The sequence below is a fragment of the Limibacillus sp. MBR-115 genome (assembly GCF_040549425.1).
In the GTDB taxonomy this organism is placed as follows: Bacteria; Pseudomonadota; Alphaproteobacteria; order Kiloniellales; family CECT-8803; genus Limibacillus; species Limibacillus halophilus.
In genome coordinates this window covers 284346-304280 of the sequence record NZ_JBEPTJ010000001.1, presented here as the reverse complement: position 1 = coordinate 304280, position 19935 = coordinate 284346, and the positions used below count along the sequence as shown (strand labels likewise).

Here is a 19935-nt window from a genome sequence, read left to right as displayed (position 1 = left end):
CAACCCCCTTCGTGTGCTCTTCGTTGCCTGGCGGCAATCAAAAAGGACGCCGCCGGGGGAAAGTAAGTCGCGTGTCGACCCTTGGACTGGGCGCTGCTTTGTCTATGATAGGCGCATTATGTAGGAACACAGCGCCCTGGTTCGGATCATCGAGAAGTCGGCGAGCAAGGTCTTACCTTGCGGCGCTTCCGATCAAGGTCCCACTGGGCGCGCCAGGAGGAACGAGTGAAAGGCCAGAATGCCTGGGACGACCGCGGCAAGCCGTGTCGTCAGCGGGCGCCGGGTGCCTTGGCGGATACTTTTGCCGCCATCGACCTCGGCACGAACAACTGTAGATTGCTGGTCGCACGCCCGACTCGTGATGGTTTTCGCGTGGTCGATGCCTTTTCGCGGATCGTGCGATTGGGGGAAGGGCTTTCGCGGAGCGGAACGCTATCGGAAGCCGCGATGGACCGCACGCTTGATGCGCTTAAAATCTGTGCTGAGAAGATCGCCCGCCGCGACGTATCTTTCAGCCGCTGCGTGGCGACGGAGGCGTGCCGCAGGGCTGGCAACCACGAAGCTTTCATAGACAAGGTGAGGGTGGAAACAGGCATCCGCCTGGAGATTATTTCCTGTGATGAGGAAGCGCGCTTGGCGGTACAAGGCTGTAAGCCGCTTTTTGATCGCAACCGTCGCTATGCCCTGCTGTTCGATATCGGCGGCGGGAGCACTGAAATCAGCTGGGTCGATGTAACGGGTGGCGGTGACGGCACGGGCCGACATGCCCCGAAAATCCTAACCTGGCATTCACTCCCATTCGGTGTGGTCAATCTTGCCGAGCGTTATTGTGATGGTGCGGTAAACCGCAGCGACCACAACGCAATGGCCGCAGAGGTCGCGGAGGCATTGGTAGCATTTGAGGCGCGAGATGAGATTGCGCACCGCGTCCGCGAGGGCGAAGTTCAAATGGTCGGCACTTCGGGAACCGTAACGACGCTGGCCGGGGTTCATAAAGAACTTCCGCGATATCAGCGGGCGCTGATTGACGGCGCGTACATGGATTTCAATTGCCTGGAAAGTGCGATTGATCGAATAGCGGAGATGAACGTCAGTGAACGGGCCGCCCATCCGTGCATCGGACCGGAACGTGCGGACCTCATGCTGGCCGGTTGCGCAATCCTGCAAGGTATCTGTCGTACCTGGCCGGTTGGCCGACTGCGGGTGGCCGATCGTGGTCTGCGCGAAGGAATCCTTCTCGGCTTGATGGATGAAGCGCAGACGCGAAGGGGATCCAGAAAATCCCGCCGCCGGTCTGGCGATGGTGAGCGGGCTTCCGCTCAAAGCAAGGTGCCGTCATGAGCAGTCGGGGACGTTCAGGTGGCGGAAAATCCAGTGGCCGCACGACGGGCCGCCAGACGACGGTGCGCGTGCGCACGGCAAAAAGTCGATCCAATTCTTCGGCCCGCTGGCTGCAACGCCAGTTGAACGATCCCTATGTGGCCGAGGCGCAAAAGCGTGGTTATCGCTCGCGCGCGGCGTTCAAGCTTTTGCAGTTGGATGAGAAGTTTCATTTTTTCAAGAAAGGCATGCGCGTCGTAGATCTTGGCGCGGCACCCGGCGGGTGGATCCAAGTGGCGTTGGAGCGAATCGGCAAGGAGGGGCGGGTTGTTGGGATCGACCTTCTGCCTGTCGACCCGGTGCCGGGTTCACAGATCATCGTCGGTGATTTCCTGGACACCGATGCTCCGCAACGTTTGGTCGATCTCCTAGGCGGCCCAGCCAACGCGGTACTTTCGGATATGGCGGCGTCCTCGACTGGCCATGCCAATACGGATCACCTCCGCATCATGACCTTAGCCGAAGTGGCTTTGGATTTTGCGGAGGATGTGCTGGCACCCGACGGCTTTTTCCTTTGCAAGGTATTGCAGGGAGGAAGCGAAAAAGAGTTGCTGGACCGTCTTCGCAAGTCTTTTGCCAAGGTGCGGCACGTGAAGCCGCCGGCAAGCCGATCGGATTCGGCGGAGCTTTACGTCCTGGCGACGGGGTTTCGCGGAAAGCCGACGACATCTGGGTCGGAAGGTTAGTTCTACCGCGGCCAAAAGCGGTATTTTTCCGCCTATGCAGTGCGCTTGTGGCTGCACTGCGCCCTTTGGGCTTGCGTTTGGTGCGGATTCGGATCAAAAGAACGCGCCAACTCACATGGTGTCGAGACGCCGGAGTTCGAAGCGTCGGAGTCGTCTCCGCCGCGTCCGTCCAGAGATTGGAGAAGTTGGCCCTCATGGAAATCCGAGAAGCTCTTACTTTCGATGATGTCTTGCTGCAGCCGGCCGCCTCTGCGGTGCTGCCTGCAGACGTCGATACCTCCACGCGCCTGACGCGCAGCATAACGCTCGGTATCCCGCTAATTTCCGCGGCAATGGACACCGTGACGGAATATCAGTTGGCCATAGCCATGGCGCAGGCCGGAGGTCTGGGTGTCATCCACAAAAACATGCAGCCCAACGAGCAGGCCGACGAAGTCCGCAAGGTCAAGAAGTTCGAAAGCGGTATGGTGGTCAATCCGGTAACCATCCATCCGGACGAGCCGCTGGCCAATGCGCTGGCGCTGATGGAGCTGCACTCAATTTCCGGCATTCCGGTGGTCGAGCGCGGCTCGAAGAAGCTGGTCGGCATTCTGACAAACCGTGACGTGCGTTTTGCAGAGAACCCAAAACAGCCTATTGCCGAGCTTATGACCTGGGAGAATCTGATCACGGTTCGCGAAGGCGTTGGCAGAAACGACGCCCGCAAGTTGCTGCACCAGCACCGCATCGAAAAACTGCTGGTGGTGGATGAGGTTTACAGCTGCGTTGGGCTCATCACAGTCAAAGACATCGAGAAAGCGCAAGCCTTTCCCCACGCCTGCAAGGATGAGAAGGGGCGGCTGAGAGTCGCCGCCGCCACCGGTGTCGGCGCACAGGGCGTCGCCCGTGCCGAAGCGCTGTTGGACGCTGAAGTCGATCTTGTGGTCGTTGATACGGCCCACGGACACTCGCAAGGCGTGATCGACACGGTTTCACAAGTAAAACGCTTGTCGAATTCGGCCCAAGTTATCGCCGGAAATATTGCGACGGTCGAAGGCGCCAAGGCATTGATCGGCGCGGGCGCGGATGCGGTGAAGGTCGGTATCGGTCCAGGCTCCATCTGCACAACCCGGATCGTTGCTGGTGTCGGCGTACCGCAATTGACGGCAATCCTGGACGTCGTCAGCGCCTGCAAGGATGCCGATGTGCCGGCAATAGCAGACGGCGGCATCAAGTTCTCGGGTGATTTGGCCAAGGCGATCGCCGCAGGTGCCAGCTGCGCCATGATCGGTTCGCTGTTGGCTGGGACCGAGGAGAGCCCGGGCGAGGTCTTCCTTTACCAAGGCCGGTCCTACAAATCCTATCGTGGTATGGGGTCGGTCGGTGCCATGGCACGCGGTTCCGCGGACCGTTATTTTCAGCAGGAAGTTGCCGATAAACTGAAACTGGTACCCGAAGGCGTCGAGGGCCGCGTTGCCTACAAGGGAGCGGTGGCCGGTGTTATCCACCAGCTCGTCGGTGGCCTTAGAGCCGCAATGGGCTATACCGGCAACAGCACGATCGAGGAGATGCGCAACGGTTGCCGGTTCGTGAAGATCACCGGCGCGGGTCTCAGGGAGAGCCACGTCCATGATGTGGCCATCACACGCGAATCGCCGAACTATCGGACGGAAAATTGATCAAGCCACAGGTGGTAGCAACTTCATGACCCCAGCCGCACGCATCCAGGCCGCCGTCGACCTGACGGAGGCGCTTTTGCCGTTGGAACGTCCGGCGGACCAGATCGTGGCGGCGTTCCTGCGTCAGCGCCGTTACATCGGCGGTGGTGACCGCCGGCGCATACTGGAGTTGTCTTACGGCGTTCTACGCGCCCGCGCCAAACTCACTTGGTGGCTGAACTCTGTTGGGGTTGATGCATCTGCACGGGCCATGGTGACGGCTTATCTGGTACTAGCCGAGGGTTGGTCGGCGGATCAGGTGGCCGGGAGCTTTGACGGTCAGGGGTTCAATCCGACTCGGCTCGAGGCGGGGAAGAGGCAAATGTTGCAGGCGCTTTCAGGTAAGAGTCTGATCGATCCTGCGCAGTCCGACGCCGTGCGGCTGGAAGTGCCTGACTGGCTGTGGACACACTTTGCGGCACTCTATGGGGACAGCGCCGAAACCGAGCTTTCCGCGCTGCTGGCCGAGGCTCCGACGGACCTCCGTGTCAATTTGATGAAGGGTGATAGGGCGGCGGCCTTGGCGGCGTTGGCCAAGGAGGAAATTCTCTGCGACGAAGGCAGCCTGTCGCCCTTGGCACTCAAGATTCGCGACGGTAGAGCACCGATAGCGGCGACCAAGGCTTTCCGAAACGGCTTGGTCGAGGTTCAGGACGAGGGATCGCAGCTCATCGCTTTGCTGGTCGATGCCAAACCTGGCTTGCGGGTCTGTGACTTTTGCGCCGGAGCGGGCGGCAAGACTTTGGCGTTGGGAGCGGTTATGCAGAACAAGGGCCAGTTGCTGGCCCTGGATGTTATGAAGGGCCGTTTGGACCGGGCGCAAGTGCGCATTCGCCGTGCCGATCTCCACAATATCGAGCGCCATCTGCTCCGCGACCACCGGGATCCCTGGCTCAAGCGCCGGAAAGCCAAGTTCGATCGTGTGCTAGTCGACGCGCCTTGCAGCGGCAGTGGTGCGTGGCGGCGCAATCCCGATGCGCGCTGGCGTCTGGGAGAAGAGGAACTTCGTCGGCTGGTTGGACTGCAGGCGGAAATTCTTGAAAGCGCCCAACGGCTCGTGAAGCCCGGCGGAAGGCTTATCTATGCGACTTGTTCGCTTTTGGCCGAAGAGAATGGCCGGCAGGTCGAAGCCTTCCTGGCAAACCATCCGGAGTTTGCCCCACTGCCGGCCGTGAACCTCTGGAGCGATATCTCAGGTGCGCCTTATCCGGGCGATCCGGCGGAGGCGGCGTTGACGCTGACCCCGGCGCGCCATGGGACGGATGGTTTCTTCATGGCTGTTCTCGAACGCGCTGGCGAAAGCGACGCCCGCGACGACGCCGAGGATTCCGATAAGCAGGACAGGAGGGGAAAAGAGGTATGACCGACCGCGTGCTGATCTTGGATTTCGGCTCCCAGGTAACACAGCTTATAGCCCGCCGTGTCCGTGAAGCCGGAGTCTACTGCGAAATACTGCCATACAATTGTGGTCCCGAACGGGTAGGGGCTTTCGAACCCAATGCGATCATTCTGTCTGGCAGTCCCCACTCGGTCACGGTAGACGACGGTCCGCGTGCACCGCAGATCGTATTCGATCTTGGCGTGCCGGTTCTGGGCATCTGTTACGGTGAGCAGACGATTTGCGCGCAACTAGGCGGTAAAGTCGAGGGCTCGGACCATCAGGAGTTCGGCCGCGCGCTCCTGTCGATAGAGGACGACTGTGCGCTCTTCGATGGCGTTTGGCGTAAAGGCGAGCAGCACCAGGTCTGGATGAGCCACGGCGACCGTGTGGTTGATCTGCCCGACGGCTTTCGCGCGGTGGGTACCTCCGATGGCGCTCCTTTTGCCGCCATCGCCGATGACACGCGCAAGATTTACGCCGTCCAGTTCCACCCTGAGGTGGTCCATACCCCGGACGGGGCCAAGCTACTGGCGAATTTCGTGCATCGGGTGGCGGGTCTCAAGGGCGATTGGACGATGGCCGCGTTTCGCGACCAGGCAATCGCTCAGATACGTGCCCAGGTCGGTGAAAAGGGCCGGGTTATCTGCGGTCTGTCCGGCGGCGTCGATTCAAGTGTGGCGGCCGTTTTGATCCATGAGGCGATCGGCGAGCGCTTGACCTGCATCTTTGTTGACCATGGTTTGTTACGGCAGGGCGAGGCGGATCAGGTCGAGGAAATCTTCCGCAATCACTACAACATTCCACTGGTGGCACGTGACGCCAGCGATCTGTTCCTGGGCAAGCTGGCAGGAGTCAGCGACCCGGAGCAGAAGCGCAAGATCATTGGCGCGACCTTCATCGACGTCTTCGAGGAGGAGGCCGAGAAGGTCGGTGGCGCAGACTTCCTGGCGCAAGGCACGCTTTATCCGGACGTAATCGAGTCCGTCTCCTTCACCGGGGGGCCGAGCGTCACCATCAAGAGCCACCACAACGTCGGCGGCTTACCCGAACGCATGAAGATGAAATTGGTCGAGCCCTTGCGCGAACTTTTCAAGGACGAGGTTAGGGTGCTGGGCCGCGAGTTGGGGCTGCCCGCCAGCATGGTGGGCCGTCACCCCTTCCCGGGGCCAGGTCTTGCCATTCGTATTCCTGGCGAAGTGACCCGCGAATCTTGCGATATCCTGCGCAAGGCCGATGCGGTCTATCTCGACGAGATTCGAAAAGCCGGTCTCTACGACGAAATCTGGCAGGCCTTTGCCGTATTGCTGCCGGTGCGTACCGTTGGTGTTATGGGCGATGCCCGTTCCTATGACCGGGTCTGCGGCCTGCGCGCGGTCACCTCGACCGACGGCATGACCGCGGACTCCTATCCCTTCGAGCATGCTTTTCTGAGCCGCGTGGCGACCCGCATCATTAACGAGGTGCGCGGCATCAATCGCGTCGTTTATGATGTGACCTCCAAGCCTCCCGGGACCATTGAGTGGGAATAAGATCGCGGTCGAGAAATGGTCGAAATACTAAAATCGACGTGTCATTGCGGCGCCGTGGAACTAGCTTTAACGGTGCCGGACGGGCTCAAGAATCCACGGCGTTGCAATTGCTCGATTTGCAGCAGAAAAGGCGCGGTAGTCGCTTCGGTCAAGCTTGAGAACCTGGAGGTAGTGAAAGGCCGCGAGTTCTTGACCGAGTACAGCTTCAACACACACACGGCCAAGCACTACTTCTGCAAGGTCTGCGGGATCTATACCCATCATAGACGCCGTTCCGATCCCTCGGCGTATGGGGTGAATATCGCCTGTATAGATGGCGTGTTGATCGAAGACTACTTGGATGTCGAATGTTCAGATGGCAGGAACGCGCACCCAAGCGATATCTAGAGGGGCGGGTGTTATTCCAGCACGAATAAAGCCCATTCAATTGCTGGGCCGAATATCCTCCAGAATCTTGTACATATAAGTCGTCGCTTCCCAGCGGTCCTCCATCGGGTGGCGGGCAAAGGCGGGGATACTGCCAGCGACCGTGAATCCCAAAGCGCGGTATATACGCTCGGCAGTCGCATCGGCGGTATCCAAGGTCAACAACCAACGTTCAGCCCCGATTGCCTGGCGTTCCACTTCGCGCATCAGGGCCTGTCCGATGCCCCGGCGGCGGAAGCGTGGATGAACCAACAACTTCGAGACCTCACCTCGATGCGCCTGGTTTGGCGTCATTTCCAGGTTCAGTTGCACTGTCCCGGCCATCACACCATCGACTTCCGCGACCAGCAAGCGGCGTTTGCCATCCGCCACCGACGGGGCGACCTTCTCGCGCCAGAAAGCCTGAGCTTCGAAATCGCCGAACGGCAAGACAAAACTGACATTGGCGCCATCATGGACACAGGCCTTTAAGATTTCGGCTAGCGGTTCCAGGTACGATGCAATTTCGGTGGCCTCTAGGACGTTGATTCGATAATCCGCTGCTGCCAATTCAACCTCGCCTACCTAGCCAATTGCTTGGCCGTTCTCGATCTTCACAGACGATGATGATATAGCGGGGCATTGGTGACGCAAGACTGCTTGCCTGCCTTTGGGGATTCCTATTGGACTGCTATGTCAGCTTGCCATGCCGGGTGACCTGACCGAGGCCCCGCCAGGCAGGGCGTGCCTCGACGTCTTGGCTGCCGCAGGCCTCACAGCGCAGTTTGCTAGAAAGGTGAGGGACCGGATGGTGAGGTCCGAAGCGGGGAATTAGCCCCGCTGTCTCCAGAATCGCGTTGTGGAAGCAGCGGTTGCACCAGCAAAAGACGTCCAAGTCCATCGCACGCAGGTCGCCAAGTGATGTCGGCGTCGGCGACGCATCTTCCGGCATGCCCAAGTTCCTTTCACGCAATGAGACTGGATTGCAGTCTAATACAAAAAAGAACAAATAAGGAACATAGGGGAATGACGGAACGGCAAAGGCCTGGGAGAACCGGAGGATCGGCATGCGGAAGAGGTGGGACCGGAACCCGTTGCCTGGCAGGCAGGCGAAGGAGTTTCAGCCTATGACGACCAGCTCTTTATCGAAGATACGCAGTGCGTCCGACAGGTTGCTTGAGCGGCTCAACCGACGTTTCCCCGCGAAGACTGCGTACTCCTGCTTCTTACCGCCTTGGCTTACTGCTTTGACGATGGAAAAGCGCGGCGACTCCATGGTGTGGCGGAAAACCGAGAAAATGGCTTGGCCTTGCTGGTGGTCCAGGGCGTAATCGCGCCATTCTCCGCGCGCCACCCGCGTGGAGTAGAGCGAAAGCAACTGACTTAGTTCATGACGGTTGAAGAAGGTCGCACGTTGGGATTTCGGCCTCCCGGCCGAGGGGCTCGGATCGAAGGTCACCACGATTGCCATCGTTGCCCTTGAATCTCCCTCATTTCCCAAAACTGCAATAATAGTGTTCCTCAAAATCACCGTGACGTCTAGGAAGGAATCAAGAATCGGCACGAAGCCGACCACGACGCGCAATGCGCCTCTTTGCCCGGCATGTCATAATGGCTATAGTCGCGGCGCAATGTGACTGACGCTCAGCCACGGGAGAAGCAGCTTGAGCGATATTTTTGAAGAAGTCGAAGAAGCCGTAAGGCACGAACAGTACATGAAGCTCTGGAAGCGTTACCGCTTTGTCGTCATCGGCGCGGCGGTTGCGCTGGTGCTGGGGGTGGCTGGATACCAGGGCTGGACCTATTGGAAACAGCAACAGAGCATCAAGAATTCCGAACGCTTCGCTGCGGCGCTTGCCATCGTCGATGAGCAGGGGACGGCGGAAGCTGTCGCGGCTCTAGAAGAGGTGGCCAAGGAGAACCCCTCGGGCTATGGGGTCCTTGCGCGCTTCAGGATTGCCGGAGAGCATCAGAAGGCCGGCGACAAGGCTGCGGCGGTCGGTGCACTGGATGCGCTGTCGAACGACACTGCGGTGCCGAAGGCTCTGCGCGATCTTGCGCGCTTGCAGTCGGTGATGCTGGAGTTGGATGACGCCGCTCCGGATGCCTTGGAAGGCCGCCTCGCGCCCTTGTTGAATGAGGCCAATCCCTTCTATGCCAGCGCGACGGAATTGATGGGGTATATCGCCATGAAAAAGGGCGATGACGAAAAAGCGCGTACGCTGTTTCAGACTTTGGTCGATGGCACCGAGGCGCCTGGCGGCGTTCGTAGCCGCGCGCAGCGTATGCTGACAGTCCTGGGGGCCGAGTAATGCTGGGTTTCTTAGGGGAAAAAATCTGATGAAGTTTCGATCGGCCGTTCATTCCCTGAAGCTATCTTGCTTGGTGCTTGTGGGGTTGCTCTTCCTTGGTGGCTGTAGTCTTTATGACGACTATATCGGTGATGCGGAGTCCGACCCGCCGCTGCCCGGCACCCGCGAACCGGTCTACAACCTTGATCAGGCCCTGCGCGCCGACCCCAGTGTCGCTGACCTGCCCGTGACATTGCCTGCTCCACAGGCCAACGCGGAGTGGGCGCAGGCGGGCGGTAGGCCCGACCATGCCATGTACCATCTGGATCTGGGTACGGGATTGCGCTTGGCTTGGACCGCCGACGTCGGCGAGGGTTCCGGCTCGAACGTGCGTATTCTGGCGCAGCCTGTCGTAGCGGAAGGGCGGATTTTTACACTGGACGCCACCTCCAAGGTTTCCGCGTTTGATGCGAATAGCGGCCGCCGTTTCTGGCAGCGCGATATTGCGCCCGAAGACGAGGATGACGGCTTCTTTGGCGGCGGTCTCGCCTATCAGTCGGGCCGGCTTTACGTCACGACGGGTTTCGCCCAGGTTCTGGCGCTCGACAGCTCCAGCGGCGAGGTTATCTGGCGTCAACAATTTGCGACGCCTTTGCGCGCAGCGCCGACCGTTGTAGGCAATCAAGTTTATGTCGTGACCATCGATAACCAGACCTACGCTCTTTCCGCTGGTGACGGGTCGCAGGTTTGGGTTCACCGCGGCATCCAGGAGGCCGCCGGTCTTTTGGGCGCAGCAAGCCCGGCCGTGACGAATGATTTGGTCGTAACGCCTTACTCCTCGGGTGAGCTCTATGCACTGCGGCCCGACAACGGCCACGTCCTTTGGAGCGATTCCCTTTCCGGCTTCAAGCGTAGCGACCCCATCCTCGATCTCGCCGATATCAGAGGGCATCCCGTTATCGATCGAGACTTTGTGCTGGTGATGGGCAACAGCAATCGCTCCGTGGCTATTGCAGCCCTTCAGGGGCAACGCGCCTGGGATATCGAGGCCGGCGGGATCAGCACGCCTTGGACAGTGGGCGATTTCGTCTTTCTTGTGACCAACGAGCAGACGGTAATGGCGGTTGTGCGCAGCAGCGGTCGCGTTCGCTGGGTCACGCAGTTGCCGAGGTTCGAGGATCCGGAAGACCGTGATGGCCCTATTGCTTGGTACGGACCGATTGTCGCAGGTAACCAGGTGATCGTTGCGGGTTCCAATGGAGAGGTCCGAATTTTGGCCCCCTCCGATGGCACGGAAACCGGCGTAATAGAGCTTCGCGGCAAGGTGACGATCGCACCTTTGGTGGCGAACCGGACGCTGTATCTATTGACCGAGGACGGCGACTTGCTCGCCTACCGCTAGGCGGTAGGAGCGGAACCGCAGATGAGTTTTACCCTCGCCATCATCGGAAGGCCGAACGTCGGCAAGTCGACGCTGTTCAACCGTCTGGTCGGCAAGCGCTTGGCGTTGGTTGACGATCAACCGGGCGTGACGCGTGATCGCCGCGAAGGGGAGGGGCGTCTTTACGATCTAACCTTCAAGGTGATTGATACCGCCGGTCTTGAAGAGGCCGACGGCGGAACCCTAGAGGGCAGGATGCGGCAGCAGACCGAACGGGCGCTCGCCGAGGCGGACCTGGCTGTCTTCATTGTCGATGCAAGAGCGGGGGTGACACCCCTGGATGCGCATTTCGCAGAGGTGCTGCGGCGCAGTCCGACGCCTGTGATCCTGATTGCGAACAAGTGCGAAGGACGGGCGGCTGAAGCCGGCTTGGCCGAAGCTTGGCGGTTGGGAATGGGCGAACCGGTACCGTTTTCTGCCGAGCACGGCCTTGGAATTTCCGACCTGCACGACGCCATTCTGGAGCGATTGACCGTTTTGCGAGAAGACCAGGCGGTTTCGCAAGCGCCACGAGTGAGCAAGGGGAAGAAGGCTAAGAAGGAGCCGTCGACGCCCGAGCACGCCGAGGACGGCACGGAAGGCGAGGAGCCGCCCAGCGGGCCACTACAGCTTGCGATCGTAGGACGGCCCAACGTCGGTAAATCGACTCTCGTCAATCGCATGATTGGTGAAGACCGGTTATTGACAGGGCCGGAAGCGGGCATAACGCGTGACGCCATTTCCCTCGATTGGGAGTTTCGCGGCGTGCACTTCCGGCTTGTGGATACCGCAGGATTGCGCCGTCGCGCCAAGGTGACGGATCGGGTCGAGCGGTTGTCTGCCTATGATACCAAGCGCGCCATCGACTATGCCCAGGTCGTTGTCTTGTTGTTGGACGGCCAGGAGGGGCTCCACAAGCAGGACCTTTGGATCGCGCGCACGGTTATCGAGGAAGGCCGCGCGCTGGTCATTGGCCTCAATAAGTGGGACGCCCTCAAGGATTCCAAGGCTGCCATCAGCGAGGTGCAGGACCGCATGATCCGCTCGCTGCCCCAGGTCAAGGGTATCCCCTTGGTGCCGATTTCCGGCCTGACCGGGCGAGGTCTTGATCGACTGATGGATGCAGTGCTGGAGGTTTACGAAACCTGGCAGAGCCGCATCTCCACAGCGCGCTTGAACCGCTGGCTGAGCGCGATGCTGGAGGCTCATCCGCCGCCAATGGTGTCAGGCCGTCGCCTCAAGATTCGCTATGTGACGCAGGTCAAATCACGCCCGCCTACGTTTGCGCTCTGGGTATCACGGCCCAAAGAGTTGCCGGACAGCTATGTTCGCTATCTGGAAAATGGCATGCGCGAGGATTTCGACATGCCAGCCGTACCTATACGCTTTCTTCTTCGCAAGGGCGACAACCCCTACGCCTGATCCTAGGTTACTTCAGCGATATTGTTTCGCCATGCCGCGAGCAATCCGCCATGGCCAACGGCACGAAATGCTCGGCAATGTCCTCAGGTGTCTTCAGGAGCGCCGGGTCTTCTGTCGGGTAGGCCAGGGCCCGCATAGCCGTTCTCGTGCCACCAGGATCGACCATATTGATCTTGAGGTTCGTTTTAGTGACCTCACCGGCCCAGTTACGGACCAGGGCCTCCAGACCTGCTTTGCTGACCGCATAGGGCCCCCAATAGGGCCGGACGCCCTGCGCGGCGCCAGATGTCACGAAAACCGCCCGTCCGGCCTCTGATTGCCGCAACAAGGGTTCCAAGCTGCGTATCAGCCGATAGTTGGCAGTCAGATTGATATCTATTACGCGCTGCCAGACCTTCGGGTCGATATGACCCGTCGGAGAAAGGGCGCCCAAAATCCCGGCGTTGGCGATCAGCACGTCCAGTTTGCCAAAGCGCTCGAACAGGGAGGCGCCAAGTTGATCGATTGCTTCGAAGCTCTGCAGATCAAGGGGAACAAGTGTCGCCGGCGGCGCGCCGAGTGCCTGTACTTCATCGTCGATTTCCTCCAGACCGCCCACGGTGCGGGAGACGAGGACCAGTTGCGCGCCCTCTCGGGCGAAGGCCTTGGCAACGGCTGCGCCGATGCCACGCGAGGCCCCTGTGATCAGGGCAATACGGCCGCGGAGACGGCCGTTGCGGCTACCGTTGCTGGTTTCGGCTTCGGTCATGCAGGGTTCCTTACTTTCGTCGATCTCAATTGGGCTACGGCCTTCTTCGAGCCATACAAAACTCCGAGCCCTAATAGCAGTCCAAGCCCTGTATAGGCAAAGCCTTCCAGTGTGATCGGAAAAGCCGGTTGAAACCGTTCGGCGGTGCCCTGGCCGATGGCGAGCTCGAAATTACGGGCAAAAACCAAAGGGCGCTCCCAAAACGCCGCTTCGGAAAGCTGGCGGAAAGCTTGGGTCAGACGCGCTTCATCTTTCAGGATCTCAGCGTGGAGCCGACCGGAAAACTGGATGGCGGCGTCACTGTTTGTCAGTAGGCGCTGGAGGTAGAGCTCCAGTGGCAGATCAAGGGAAGCTGCCACATCTCGTAGTCTTTCCGCCTGTAAGCGTGCCTGATCGAGACGCCCGCCGAGGCTTTGTAGGTACTGTCCGTAGAATGCCGGAAACTGTGACGTTAGCAAGGCCCCCGCGGCACCGGTTAGAAAATCTGCCAACCGGGTCCCGAGACGCTGCATATCACGCTTATCCCTATCTGCCGTCGTCGAGCAGTGAGAGTTGAGATGTGCGATCAGAACTGTCCTGATCGGTCAGACGCGTTGGATAATCGCCGGTGAAACAGGCATCGCAGAACTGCGGCTTCTTCATGTCGCGCGCATCATAACCCATGGCACGATAAAGGCCGTCTATGGAAATGAAGGCAAGGCTATCCACGCCGATAAAATCAGCCATGCCTTTTTCATCGAAGCGTCCGGCGAGCAGTTCATCGCGCTCGGGCGTGTCAACTCCGTAGAAGCATGAATGACGGGTTGGAGGAGCGGCGACGCGCATATGCACTTCCGTGGCGCCGGCTGAACGGACCATCTCGACGATCTTGGTTGAGGTTGTGCCGCGAACGATGGAATCGTCGACCAAGATCACCCGGCGGCCTTCCAGATGGGCGCGGTTGGCGTTGTGCTTCAGCTTCACACCCAAATGTCGAATCTGGTCGGTCGGCTCAATGAAAGTCCGGCCCACGTAGTGATTGCGAATGATACCGAACTGGAAAGGAATTTCGGATTGCTCGGCGTAGCCAAGTGCTGCGGGAACACCGGAGTCCGGCACCGGTACCACGACGTCGGCGGGGACGTGGCTCTCTCGCGCCAACTCCGCGCCGATACGTTTCCGCGCATCGTAAACCGAGCGGTTTTCCATGATGGAATCGGGGCGAGCGAAATAGATGTACTCGAAGATACAGAAGCGGCGCTCCTTGACCGCGAAGGGCTTCAGGGTTTTTACCCCTTCGCTCGACAGCACGACCATCTCGCCAGCGTCCAACTCGCGTACCAGATCGGCGCCGATGATATCCAGAGCACAGGTTTCCGACGCCAGGATGTGGGCGTCGCCCAACTTGCCGAGCACCAACGGACGCACACCCAATGGATCGCGGACGCCAATCACGGCATCCTTGAAGACTGCGACCAGGGAATAAGCGCCTTCGACTTGATGGAGGGCGGCTATCAGCCGCTCGATCACCGAATCTCCAGTTGTGGTCGCCATCAGATGGATGATGGTCTCGGTATCCGATGTCGATTGGAAAAGCGAGCCGCGTTGCACCAGTGCGCGCCGTAGATTGATGGCGTTTGTCAGGTTCCCGTTGTGCGCCAAGGCGAATCCGCCTGAGGCGAAATCGGCGAACAACGGTTGGACATTGCGCAGAATCGTATCGCCGGTCGTTGCGTAGCGGGTGTGACCGATAGCGGCTTGGCCGGCGATCTTCTCCATGATCGTCGGCTTGCCGAAGATGTCGCCGACGTGTCCCATATCCTTATGGCTGTGGAACTGCTTGCCGTCGTAGCTGACGATACCCGCAGCTTCCTGGCCCCTGTGCTGCAAGGCGTGCAGCCCCAGCGCGGTCAGGCTTGCCGCATCCTTGTGCCCGAAGACTCCGAAAACGCCACACTCCTCGTGCAGTTTGTCGTCATCGGTTCTATCGAAGGGATTGGTCGTCAGCATAAATTTCGCTCCATTGGGAAAGCTCTATTGTTGGTTCTCTATCAAACCATTCAACGAGTCGCGTTGGTCTTGTGAATAGCCCTGATCGCCACTCGAGGGTTGCTCCCCCTGAGGTTCGCTCCGCGGTGCCATGACCTCGTCCATCTGCCGGTCGACTTCCTTGCGCACCTGGTCGCGAAGCGTTTCTTGCGCCTTATCCTGAGCGCTGGTTATTGCATCTGCGCCGTCCTCTTTGGCGCTTTCCGGAACAAGGTCGACCAAAAGCTCGGCGCCGAGCTTTACAACGGGGACGACCTTGGCCTGGGTAATCCATTCAGGCCTTTCATCTGGTTGCACCATCCAGGCAAACACCAACCATGTGAGGCAAACGAGGAAAGCGCCACGCAGCAATCCGAAAATGAACCCGAGCGAGCGGTCGAGGGCGCCTAACGCCGATTCCCTCACCCGGCGCGACAGGCCGTGGGATATCAAGGATATCACAATCAAGACGGCAATGAAGACTCCCACGCCTGCAATGACCTGCGCGATCAGCTCGCTCGCTATGAACTCCATCACATAGGGTGTGAGGTAGGGGTAGCCGTAAAGTGTGGCAAATCCTGCGCCAATCCAGGCAGAAACGGAAAGAACCTCGTGCACCAGACCGCGCATGAAAGCGATCAGGCCCGAGATTATCAGGACGCCTGCAACGGCTAGGTCGACAGTGTTGATCGGCAGTGAGTCCATCTTGACTCTTTTCGCACCCTCATCGTGGGGTCAGGCAGTCTGCGTGGGTCTTTTAGGCGTTTATGACCCGCTTTGTCACGCCCCGGTTTCACTCATGTTACAATTCGCTGTCACTATCAGCCAAATCTCTAGGCCCGCCCGCAACGATCGCCACCAGGTCGCGCAGGTGCTCGCAAGGCTTTCTTTGCAGTCCGGGCGCGACGTTCCGGCCGCCGCGCCGCTGCCGTTGGTCCGGTAAAATGGCTGATGCGAAACCAAGTTTCTCGGCTTCCTTGAGGCGGGCCTCGCTCTGCCCCACCACGCGAATCTCGCCGGAAAGCCCAATCTCGCCGAAAACAACACAATCCATTGGCACGGGTCTGTCGCTTAGAGCTGAAACCAAAGCCGCTGCAACGGCCAGATCCGCGGCCGGTTCATTAACCTTTAAACCACCTGCGACGTTCAGATAAACATCCTTGCCCGCGAAGGAAAGCCCACAACGCGTCTCCAGCACCGCCAGGACCATGGAGAGGCGGTTTCCGTCCCACCCCACCACGGCACGCCGAGGCGTTCCCAGCGGTGAGTTAGAAACCAATGCCTGAAGTTCAACCAGGAGCGGCCGCGTTCCCTCCATGCCGGCAAAAACCGCGGCACCGGAAACCGCGTGCTGTCTATCCGCGAGGAACAGGGCGCTTGGGTTGGCGACCTCTTCGAGGCCCCTATCCGTCATCTCGAAGACGCCGATCTCGTCGGTGGCGCCAAAGCGGTTCTTGGTGGCGCGCAGGATTCGGAACTGATGCCCGCGCTCGCCTTCGAATGTCAAAACCGCATCGACCATGTGCTCCAGTACCTTGGGTCCCGCGATCACGCCTTCCTTGGTGACGTGGCCAACCAGCAACAGGGTGAACCCGCGTTCTTTGGCCAAGCGGATCAAAGCCTGGGCGCTCGCCCTGACCTGGGAGACCGTGCCCGGAGCGGAGTCCAGGTTCTCGACGAACATCGTCTGGATGGAATCGATCACGACGATGACCGGGGCATCGGCGCTGTCGAGGCTGTCGGCGATATCGCCGACTGACGTCGCCGAGGCAAGATCAACAGGGCTGTCAGCCAGGCCAAGGCGGCTCGCCCGCAGGCGTATCTGATCAATGGCTTCTTCGCCGGATACGTAGGCCGCCGACGTTCCCGAGCGCGCCAGGGCCGCCACCACCTGCAATAACAGCGTCGATTTTCCGATGCCGGGGTCGCCGCCGATCAACACTGCCGAGCCAGGGACGAGACCGCCGCCACAGACACGGTCGAACTCGGCGATGCCGCTAGTGCGACGGGGCAGGGGCTCGCTGCTGCCTTGCAACGGTTGGAACTGGACGCGGCGGGCGCGGTTGCCGCTGCTACGTTTCAGACCACCGGGGACGGAATCGCGCGGCGCTTCCTCCACAACGCTGTTCCACTCCTCGCAGGCATCACAGCGTCCGGTCCACTTTGAGTAGCTGGCGCCACAGGACTGACAGACGTAGCGGGTCTGGAGCTTAGCCATTCTGGCGCTCTCCTCCTGTCTTCCGCTAAGGGGCACGCACCTGCATGCGGATCGGTCCTTCGGCACGGCCGTTGATGAACTGATCCACATGATCGTTTCCGGAGTGATCTATTTCTTCTACCGGGCCGGTCCAGATAATGCGGCCTTCAAAGAGCATGGCGACACGGTGGCCGATTTTCCGGGCGCTGGCCATGTCGTGGGTGATCGAGAGCGCCGTTGCGCCCAGCTTGGTGACCGTTTCGACGATCAGCTCGTTGATGACGTCTGCCATGATCGGGTCCAGGCCGGTTGTCGGCTCATCAAAAAAGATGATCGCCGGTTCCGTGGCGATCGCGCGCGCCAGGCCGACGCGTTTTTTCATGCCGCCGGACAGTTCCGCCGGCGATAGCTCACCAACCTCGGCACTGAGGCCGACCGCCGCGAGCTTGTCGTAGGCGATATCTTTGGCTTGCTTGCTGCCCATACCTTCGCCCTGGATGAGGCCAAAGGCGACGTTCTGCCAAACGTTGAGGGAATCAAAGAGCGCTGCGTTCTGGAACAGCATGCCAATCTTGCGATTGACCGTGTCACGCGCCTGGCCACTGAGCCCGGTCACTTCCGTTCCTTCAACCTCGATCACTCCCGCATCGGGTTCCACAAGGCCCAGGATGCACTTCAACATAACGGATTTGCCGCTGCCCGACCCGCCAATGATGACCAGCGACCCGCCGCGGGCAAGGTCCAGGTCCACACCACGCAGAACCTTCTTGGGGCCGAAGGACTTAGCAACCCCTTGCATGCGGATCATGGGAACAGTGCTGTTATCCGTCATCGTGAGAAAAAGAGCTCCGTTATGACGTAGTTGAAGGACAGGATCAGGATAGAAGCGGAGACCACGGCATTGGTCGTTGCGGTCCCTACACCCTGCGCACCTCCGCGCGAATGGTAGCCGTGATAGCAGCCCATCAAACTGACCAGGAACCCGAAGACCGCAGCCTTCACCAGACCGGAAATCACATCGGTTGGCTGAAGGAAATCTACGGTATTCTTCAGGTAGTTGCTCGGATTGAAGCCAAGTTTGTAGACGGACACGAGATAACCGCCGAACACGCCAATGATGTCTGCCACCAAGACCAGCAAGGGCAACATCGCGATTCCGGCTATGATGCGTGGCGCAATCAGGTACTTGAAGGGATTGGTGGCAAGCGTCGTCAACGCATCGATTTGCTCTGTCACGCGCATCGTGCCGATTTCCGCTGCAAGCGCTGCGCCGACACGGCCCGCGACCATCAGGCCCGCCAGAACCGGCCCCAATTCGCGCGTAATAGAAACGACCACGACGTTGGGAATGGCGCTCTCGGCGGAAAATCGCGCAAAGCCGGTGTAGCTTTGCAAAGCGAGCACCATGCCCGTGAAAATCGCGGTCAATCCTACGACCGGCAGCGAGTAGAATCCGATATCGAGCATCTGGCGCAGAATGAGGCGCGGATAAAACGGCGGGCGCAGGCAATGAGACACTGCCAGGCCTGCAAAGAGTACGAGCCGTCCGATCTTTTCCAGGAGGCGGAGGACTAGCTGACCGATAGGCTGCAAAATCGGCATGTGGGCGGCTCTTATCCCCTAAAAATTCAGGCGTCTTCGTAGACGCGGTGATAGCGACGACCCAGGTCCGTCAGTATCTCGTATCCTATCGTTCCGGCGGTATGGCCAACCTCATCGAGGGTAACGTTCTCGCCAATTAGTTCCACCCAGTCGCCGGGCTTGAGGCTGCCTTCTGCAAGCGCGCTGATGTCAAAGGTGGTCAAATCCATTGACACCCGCCCTACCAGTGGCAAGGCGACACCTTGCGCGAATGCTCTGCCCTTATTGGAAAGGCTACGAAGATATCCGTCCGCATAGCCCACTCCTACCGTGGCGATGCGCCCCGGACCCGTAACTCGGTAGGTCGCACCATAGCCAACGCTCTGAGGAGCGTCAATTCCGCGAACCTGAAGGATTTTTCCTTCAAGCGTAACCACTTGATGCATTGGGTTGGGTTTGCCGGGCGTTGGGTTGCAGCCATAAAGTGCGATCCCCGGGCGCGCCAGGTCGAAATGAAAGCGTTGGCCCAGAAAAATGCCGGACGAATTGGCCAAACTCGCCGCTGATTTAGGCAGGCGGGAAAGCGCCCTGGAGAACAGTGTGTGTTGCTCGTCATTCAGTGAGTTGTCGGGCTCATCGGCGCTACAAAGGTGGCTCATGATCACCCGAAGATCCAAGGCCGCGAGCAACTGCGGCTGTGACAGCAGACGCTCAAGCTCCTCCGAATCGAGTCCCAACCGGTTCATGCCGCTGTCGATATGCAGTGCACAGGGCAGGGGCGTCCCGTTTCGCTCCGTCGAGAGTCTGGCCCAGTTTTCCACCTGAGCGAGATCGTTCAGGACGGGAATGACACCCTCATCCAAATAGAGCGCCGCTGTGCCGGGTACCAGGCCGGCAAGAACATAGACATCGGCGCTCGCACCCATGGCATCGAGAAGGCGGCGAACTTTTCGCCCTTCTTCGGGAAGTGCGGCGAAGAACAGGCGTGCACCGGCTTGAACTAGAACCGGAACCACTTTCTCGATTCCCAAGCCATAGGCATCGGCCTTCACAACCGCCGCACAGGCCGCGGGCGCAACCTTGGCGGCTAGAAGCCGGTAGTTTTCCGCCAGCGCCGAAAGATTGATCGTCAGACGCCCGCAGGCAATGGAAGAGACGTCCACCTTGGAACCCGGCACGTGGTCGGCCATA

At 59.7% G+C, this 19935-nt stretch carries 20 protein-coding genes; 9 read left to right on the top strand and 11 right to left on the bottom strand.

Annotation, left to right across the window (positions count from 1 at the left end):
* Positions 1–225: 225 nt before the first annotated feature.
* The 6 genes from ABIE63_RS01450 to ABIE63_RS01425 all read left to right on the top strand — a co-directional run bounded on the left by ABIE63_RS01450 (position 226) and on the right by ABIE63_RS01425 (position 7060).
* Positions 226–1341: a Ppx/GppA phosphatase family protein gene (locus tag ABIE63_RS01450; protein ID WP_354502180.1), complete on the top strand. Its 1116-nt coding sequence runs from the start codon at positions 226–228 to the stop codon at positions 1339–1341.
* A complete protein-coding gene (locus ABIE63_RS01445; RefSeq protein ID WP_354502177.1) occupies positions 1338–2066 on the top strand; it encodes an RlmE family RNA methyltransferase in 729 nt (242 codons plus the stop codon). Before ABIE63_RS01450 ends, ABIE63_RS01445 begins: the two co-directional genes overlap by 4 nt.
* Before the next feature lie 194 nt (positions 2067–2260).
* Entirely contained in the window at positions 2261–3724 is a 1464-nt protein-coding gene (guaB, locus tag ABIE63_RS01440) for an IMP dehydrogenase (protein ID WP_183415445.1), read from the top strand.
* A 25-nt stretch (positions 3725–3749) separates the two neighbouring features.
* Positions 3750–5126, top strand: coding sequence for an RsmB/NOP family class I SAM-dependent RNA methyltransferase (locus ABIE63_RS01435; protein ID WP_354502174.1), 1377 nt, complete (start codon positions 3750–3752; stop codon positions 5124–5126).
* Positions 5123–6673: a glutamine-hydrolyzing GMP synthase gene (gene guaA / locus ABIE63_RS01430; RefSeq protein ID WP_354502171.1), complete on the top strand. Its 1551-nt coding sequence runs from the start codon at positions 5123–5125 to the stop codon at positions 6671–6673. The genes ABIE63_RS01435 and guaA overlap by 4 nt, the downstream gene beginning before the upstream one ends.
* A 15-nt stretch (positions 6674–6688) precedes the next feature.
* A complete protein-coding gene (locus ABIE63_RS01425) occupies positions 6689–7060 on the top strand; it encodes a GFA family protein (RefSeq protein ID WP_354502168.1) in 372 nt (123 codons plus the stop codon).
* Positions 7061–7096: 36 nt separating this feature from the next.
* Here ABIE63_RS01425 and ABIE63_RS01420 read toward each other — a convergent pair whose 3' ends face one another.
* From ABIE63_RS01420 to ABIE63_RS01410, 3 genes are all read right to left on the bottom strand, one after another.
* Positions 7097–7648 (bottom strand): GNAT family N-acetyltransferase, encoded by a 552-nt coding sequence (locus ABIE63_RS01420; protein ID WP_354502166.1) that lies wholly within the window; start codon positions 7646–7648, stop codon positions 7097–7099.
* Between the two features lie 121 nt (positions 7649–7769).
* Positions 7770–8030: a hypothetical protein gene (locus tag ABIE63_RS01415; RefSeq protein WP_354502163.1), complete on the bottom strand. Its 261-nt coding sequence runs from the start codon at positions 8028–8030 to the stop codon at positions 7770–7772.
* A gap of 168 nt (positions 8031–8198) precedes the next feature.
* The gene (locus tag ABIE63_RS01410) at positions 8199–8549 is read right to left on the bottom strand and encodes a DUF2794 domain-containing protein (RefSeq protein WP_183415439.1); all 351 of its coding nucleotides are present in this window, start codon (positions 8547–8549) and stop codon (positions 8199–8201) included.
* 193 nt (positions 8550–8742) lie between these two features.
* On the opposite strand from ABIE63_RS01410, the gene ABIE63_RS01405 reads away from it, so the two are divergent.
* Genes ABIE63_RS01405 through der form a run of 3 tightly spaced genes read left to right on the top strand, consistent with a single transcriptional unit; the run spans position 8743 to position 12211 of the window.
* Entirely contained in the window at positions 8743–9390 is a 648-nt protein-coding gene (locus ABIE63_RS01405; RefSeq protein ID WP_354502160.1) for a tetratricopeptide repeat protein, read from the top strand.
* A 28-nt stretch (positions 9391–9418) separates the two neighbouring features.
* On the top strand, positions 9419–10771 hold the full coding sequence (locus ABIE63_RS01400) for a PQQ-binding-like beta-propeller repeat protein (protein ID WP_354502157.1): 1353 nt from the start codon (positions 9419–9421) through the stop codon (positions 10769–10771).
* Between the two features lie 21 nt (positions 10772–10792).
* Positions 10793–12211, top strand: a complete 1419-nt coding sequence (gene der / locus ABIE63_RS01395; RefSeq protein WP_183415436.1) for a ribosome biogenesis GTPase Der — start codon at positions 10793–10795, stop codon at positions 12209–12211.
* A gap of 7 nt (positions 12212–12218) precedes the next feature.
* Here der and ABIE63_RS01390 read toward each other — a convergent pair whose 3' ends face one another.
* The 8 genes from ABIE63_RS01390 to alr form a co-directional block, all read right to left on the bottom strand.
* Positions 12219–12959: an SDR family NAD(P)-dependent oxidoreductase gene (locus tag ABIE63_RS01390; protein WP_354502154.1), complete on the bottom strand. Its 741-nt coding sequence runs from the start codon at positions 12957–12959 to the stop codon at positions 12219–12221.
* The gene (locus ABIE63_RS01385) at positions 12956–13471 is read right to left on the bottom strand and encodes a DUF2937 family protein (protein ID WP_354502151.1); all 516 of its coding nucleotides are present in this window, start codon (positions 13469–13471) and stop codon (positions 12956–12958) included. The genes ABIE63_RS01390 and ABIE63_RS01385 overlap by 4 nt, the downstream gene beginning before the upstream one ends.
* Positions 13472–13484: 13 nt before the next feature.
* Positions 13485–14948, bottom strand: a complete 1464-nt coding sequence (gene purF / locus ABIE63_RS01380; protein WP_354502149.1) for an amidophosphoribosyltransferase — start codon at positions 14946–14948, stop codon at positions 13485–13487.
* Positions 14949–14972: 24 nt separating this feature from the next.
* Positions 14973–15671: a CvpA family protein gene (locus ABIE63_RS01375; protein WP_183415432.1), complete on the bottom strand. Its 699-nt coding sequence runs from the start codon at positions 15669–15671 to the stop codon at positions 14973–14975.
* Positions 15672–15768: 97 nt separating this feature from the next.
* Entirely contained in the window at positions 15769–17184 is a 1416-nt protein-coding gene (gene radA, locus ABIE63_RS01370) for a DNA repair protein RadA (protein WP_354502146.1), read from the bottom strand.
* Between the two features lie 25 nt (positions 17185–17209).
* A complete protein-coding gene (locus tag ABIE63_RS01365) occupies positions 17210–17995 on the bottom strand; it encodes an ATP-binding cassette domain-containing protein (protein WP_354502144.1) in 786 nt (261 codons plus the stop codon).
* Positions 17992–18765 (bottom strand): ABC transporter permease, encoded by a 774-nt coding sequence (locus ABIE63_RS01360; protein WP_183415429.1) that lies wholly within the window; start codon positions 18763–18765, stop codon positions 17992–17994. Before ABIE63_RS01360 ends, ABIE63_RS01365 begins: the two co-directional genes overlap by 4 nt.
* 26 nt (positions 18766–18791) lie before the next feature.
* On the bottom strand, positions 18792–19934 hold the full coding sequence (gene alr, locus ABIE63_RS01355; protein WP_183415428.1) for an alanine racemase: 1143 nt from the start codon (positions 19932–19934) through the stop codon (positions 18792–18794).
* Position 19935: the final 1 nt, after the last annotated feature.

What these genes read in the sequence shown, in the direction of transcription:
- ABIE63_RS01445 (WP_354502177.1), top strand. Translation starts at nt 1,338, where the DNA reads ATGAGCAGTCGGGGACGTTCAGGTGGCGGAAAATCCAGTGGCCGCACG.
- guaB (WP_183415445.1), top strand. Translation starts at nt 2,261, where the DNA reads ATGGAAATCCGAGAAGCTCTTACTTTCGATGATGTCTTGCTGCAGCCG.
- ABIE63_RS01435 (WP_354502174.1), top strand. Translation starts at nt 3,750, where the DNA reads ATGACCCCAGCCGCACGCATCCAGGCCGCCGTCGACCTGACGGAGGCG.
- guaA (WP_354502171.1), top strand. Translation starts at nt 5,123, where the DNA reads ATGACCGACCGCGTGCTGATCTTGGATTTCGGCTCCCAGGTAACACAG.
- ABIE63_RS01425 (WP_354502168.1), top strand. Translation starts at nt 6,689, where the DNA reads ATGGTCGAAATACTAAAATCGACGTGTCATTGCGGCGCCGTGGAACTA.
- ABIE63_RS01415 (WP_354502163.1), bottom strand. Translation starts at nt 8,030, where the DNA reads ATGCCGGAAGATGCGTCGCCGACGCCGACATCACTTGGCGACCTGCGT.
- ABIE63_RS01410 (WP_183415439.1), bottom strand. Translation starts at nt 8,549, where the DNA reads ATGGCAATCGTGGTGACCTTCGATCCGAGCCCCTCGGCCGGGAGGCCG.
- ABIE63_RS01400 (WP_354502157.1), top strand. Translation starts at nt 9,419, where the DNA reads ATGAAGTTTCGATCGGCCGTTCATTCCCTGAAGCTATCTTGCTTGGTG.
- der (WP_183415436.1), top strand. Translation starts at nt 10,793, where the DNA reads ATGAGTTTTACCCTCGCCATCATCGGAAGGCCGAACGTCGGCAAGTCG.
- ABIE63_RS01390 (WP_354502154.1), bottom strand. Translation starts at nt 12,959, where the DNA reads ATGACCGAAGCCGAAACCAGCAACGGTAGCCGCAACGGCCGTCTCCGC.
- ABIE63_RS01385 (WP_354502151.1), bottom strand. Translation starts at nt 13,471, where the DNA reads ATGCAGCGTCTCGGGACCCGGTTGGCAGATTTTCTAACCGGTGCCGCG.
- purF (WP_354502149.1), bottom strand. Translation starts at nt 14,948, where the DNA reads ATGCTGACGACCAATCCCTTCGATAGAACCGATGACGACAAACTGCAC.
- ABIE63_RS01375 (WP_183415432.1), bottom strand. Translation starts at nt 15,671, where the DNA reads ATGGACTCACTGCCGATCAACACTGTCGACCTAGCCGTTGCAGGCGTC.
- radA (WP_354502146.1), bottom strand. Translation starts at nt 17,184, where the DNA reads ATGGCTAAGCTCCAGACCCGCTACGTCTGTCAGTCCTGTGGCGCCAGC.
- ABIE63_RS01365 (WP_354502144.1), bottom strand. Translation starts at nt 17,995, where the DNA reads ATGACGGATAACAGCACTGTTCCCATGATCCGCATGCAAGGGGTTGCT.
- ABIE63_RS01360 (WP_183415429.1), bottom strand. Translation starts at nt 18,765, where the DNA reads ATGCCGATTTTGCAGCCTATCGGTCAGCTAGTCCTCCGCCTCCTGGAA.
- alr (WP_183415428.1), bottom strand. Translation starts at nt 19,934, where the DNA reads ATGGCCGACCACGTGCCGGGTTCCAAGGTGGACGTCTCTTCCATTGCC.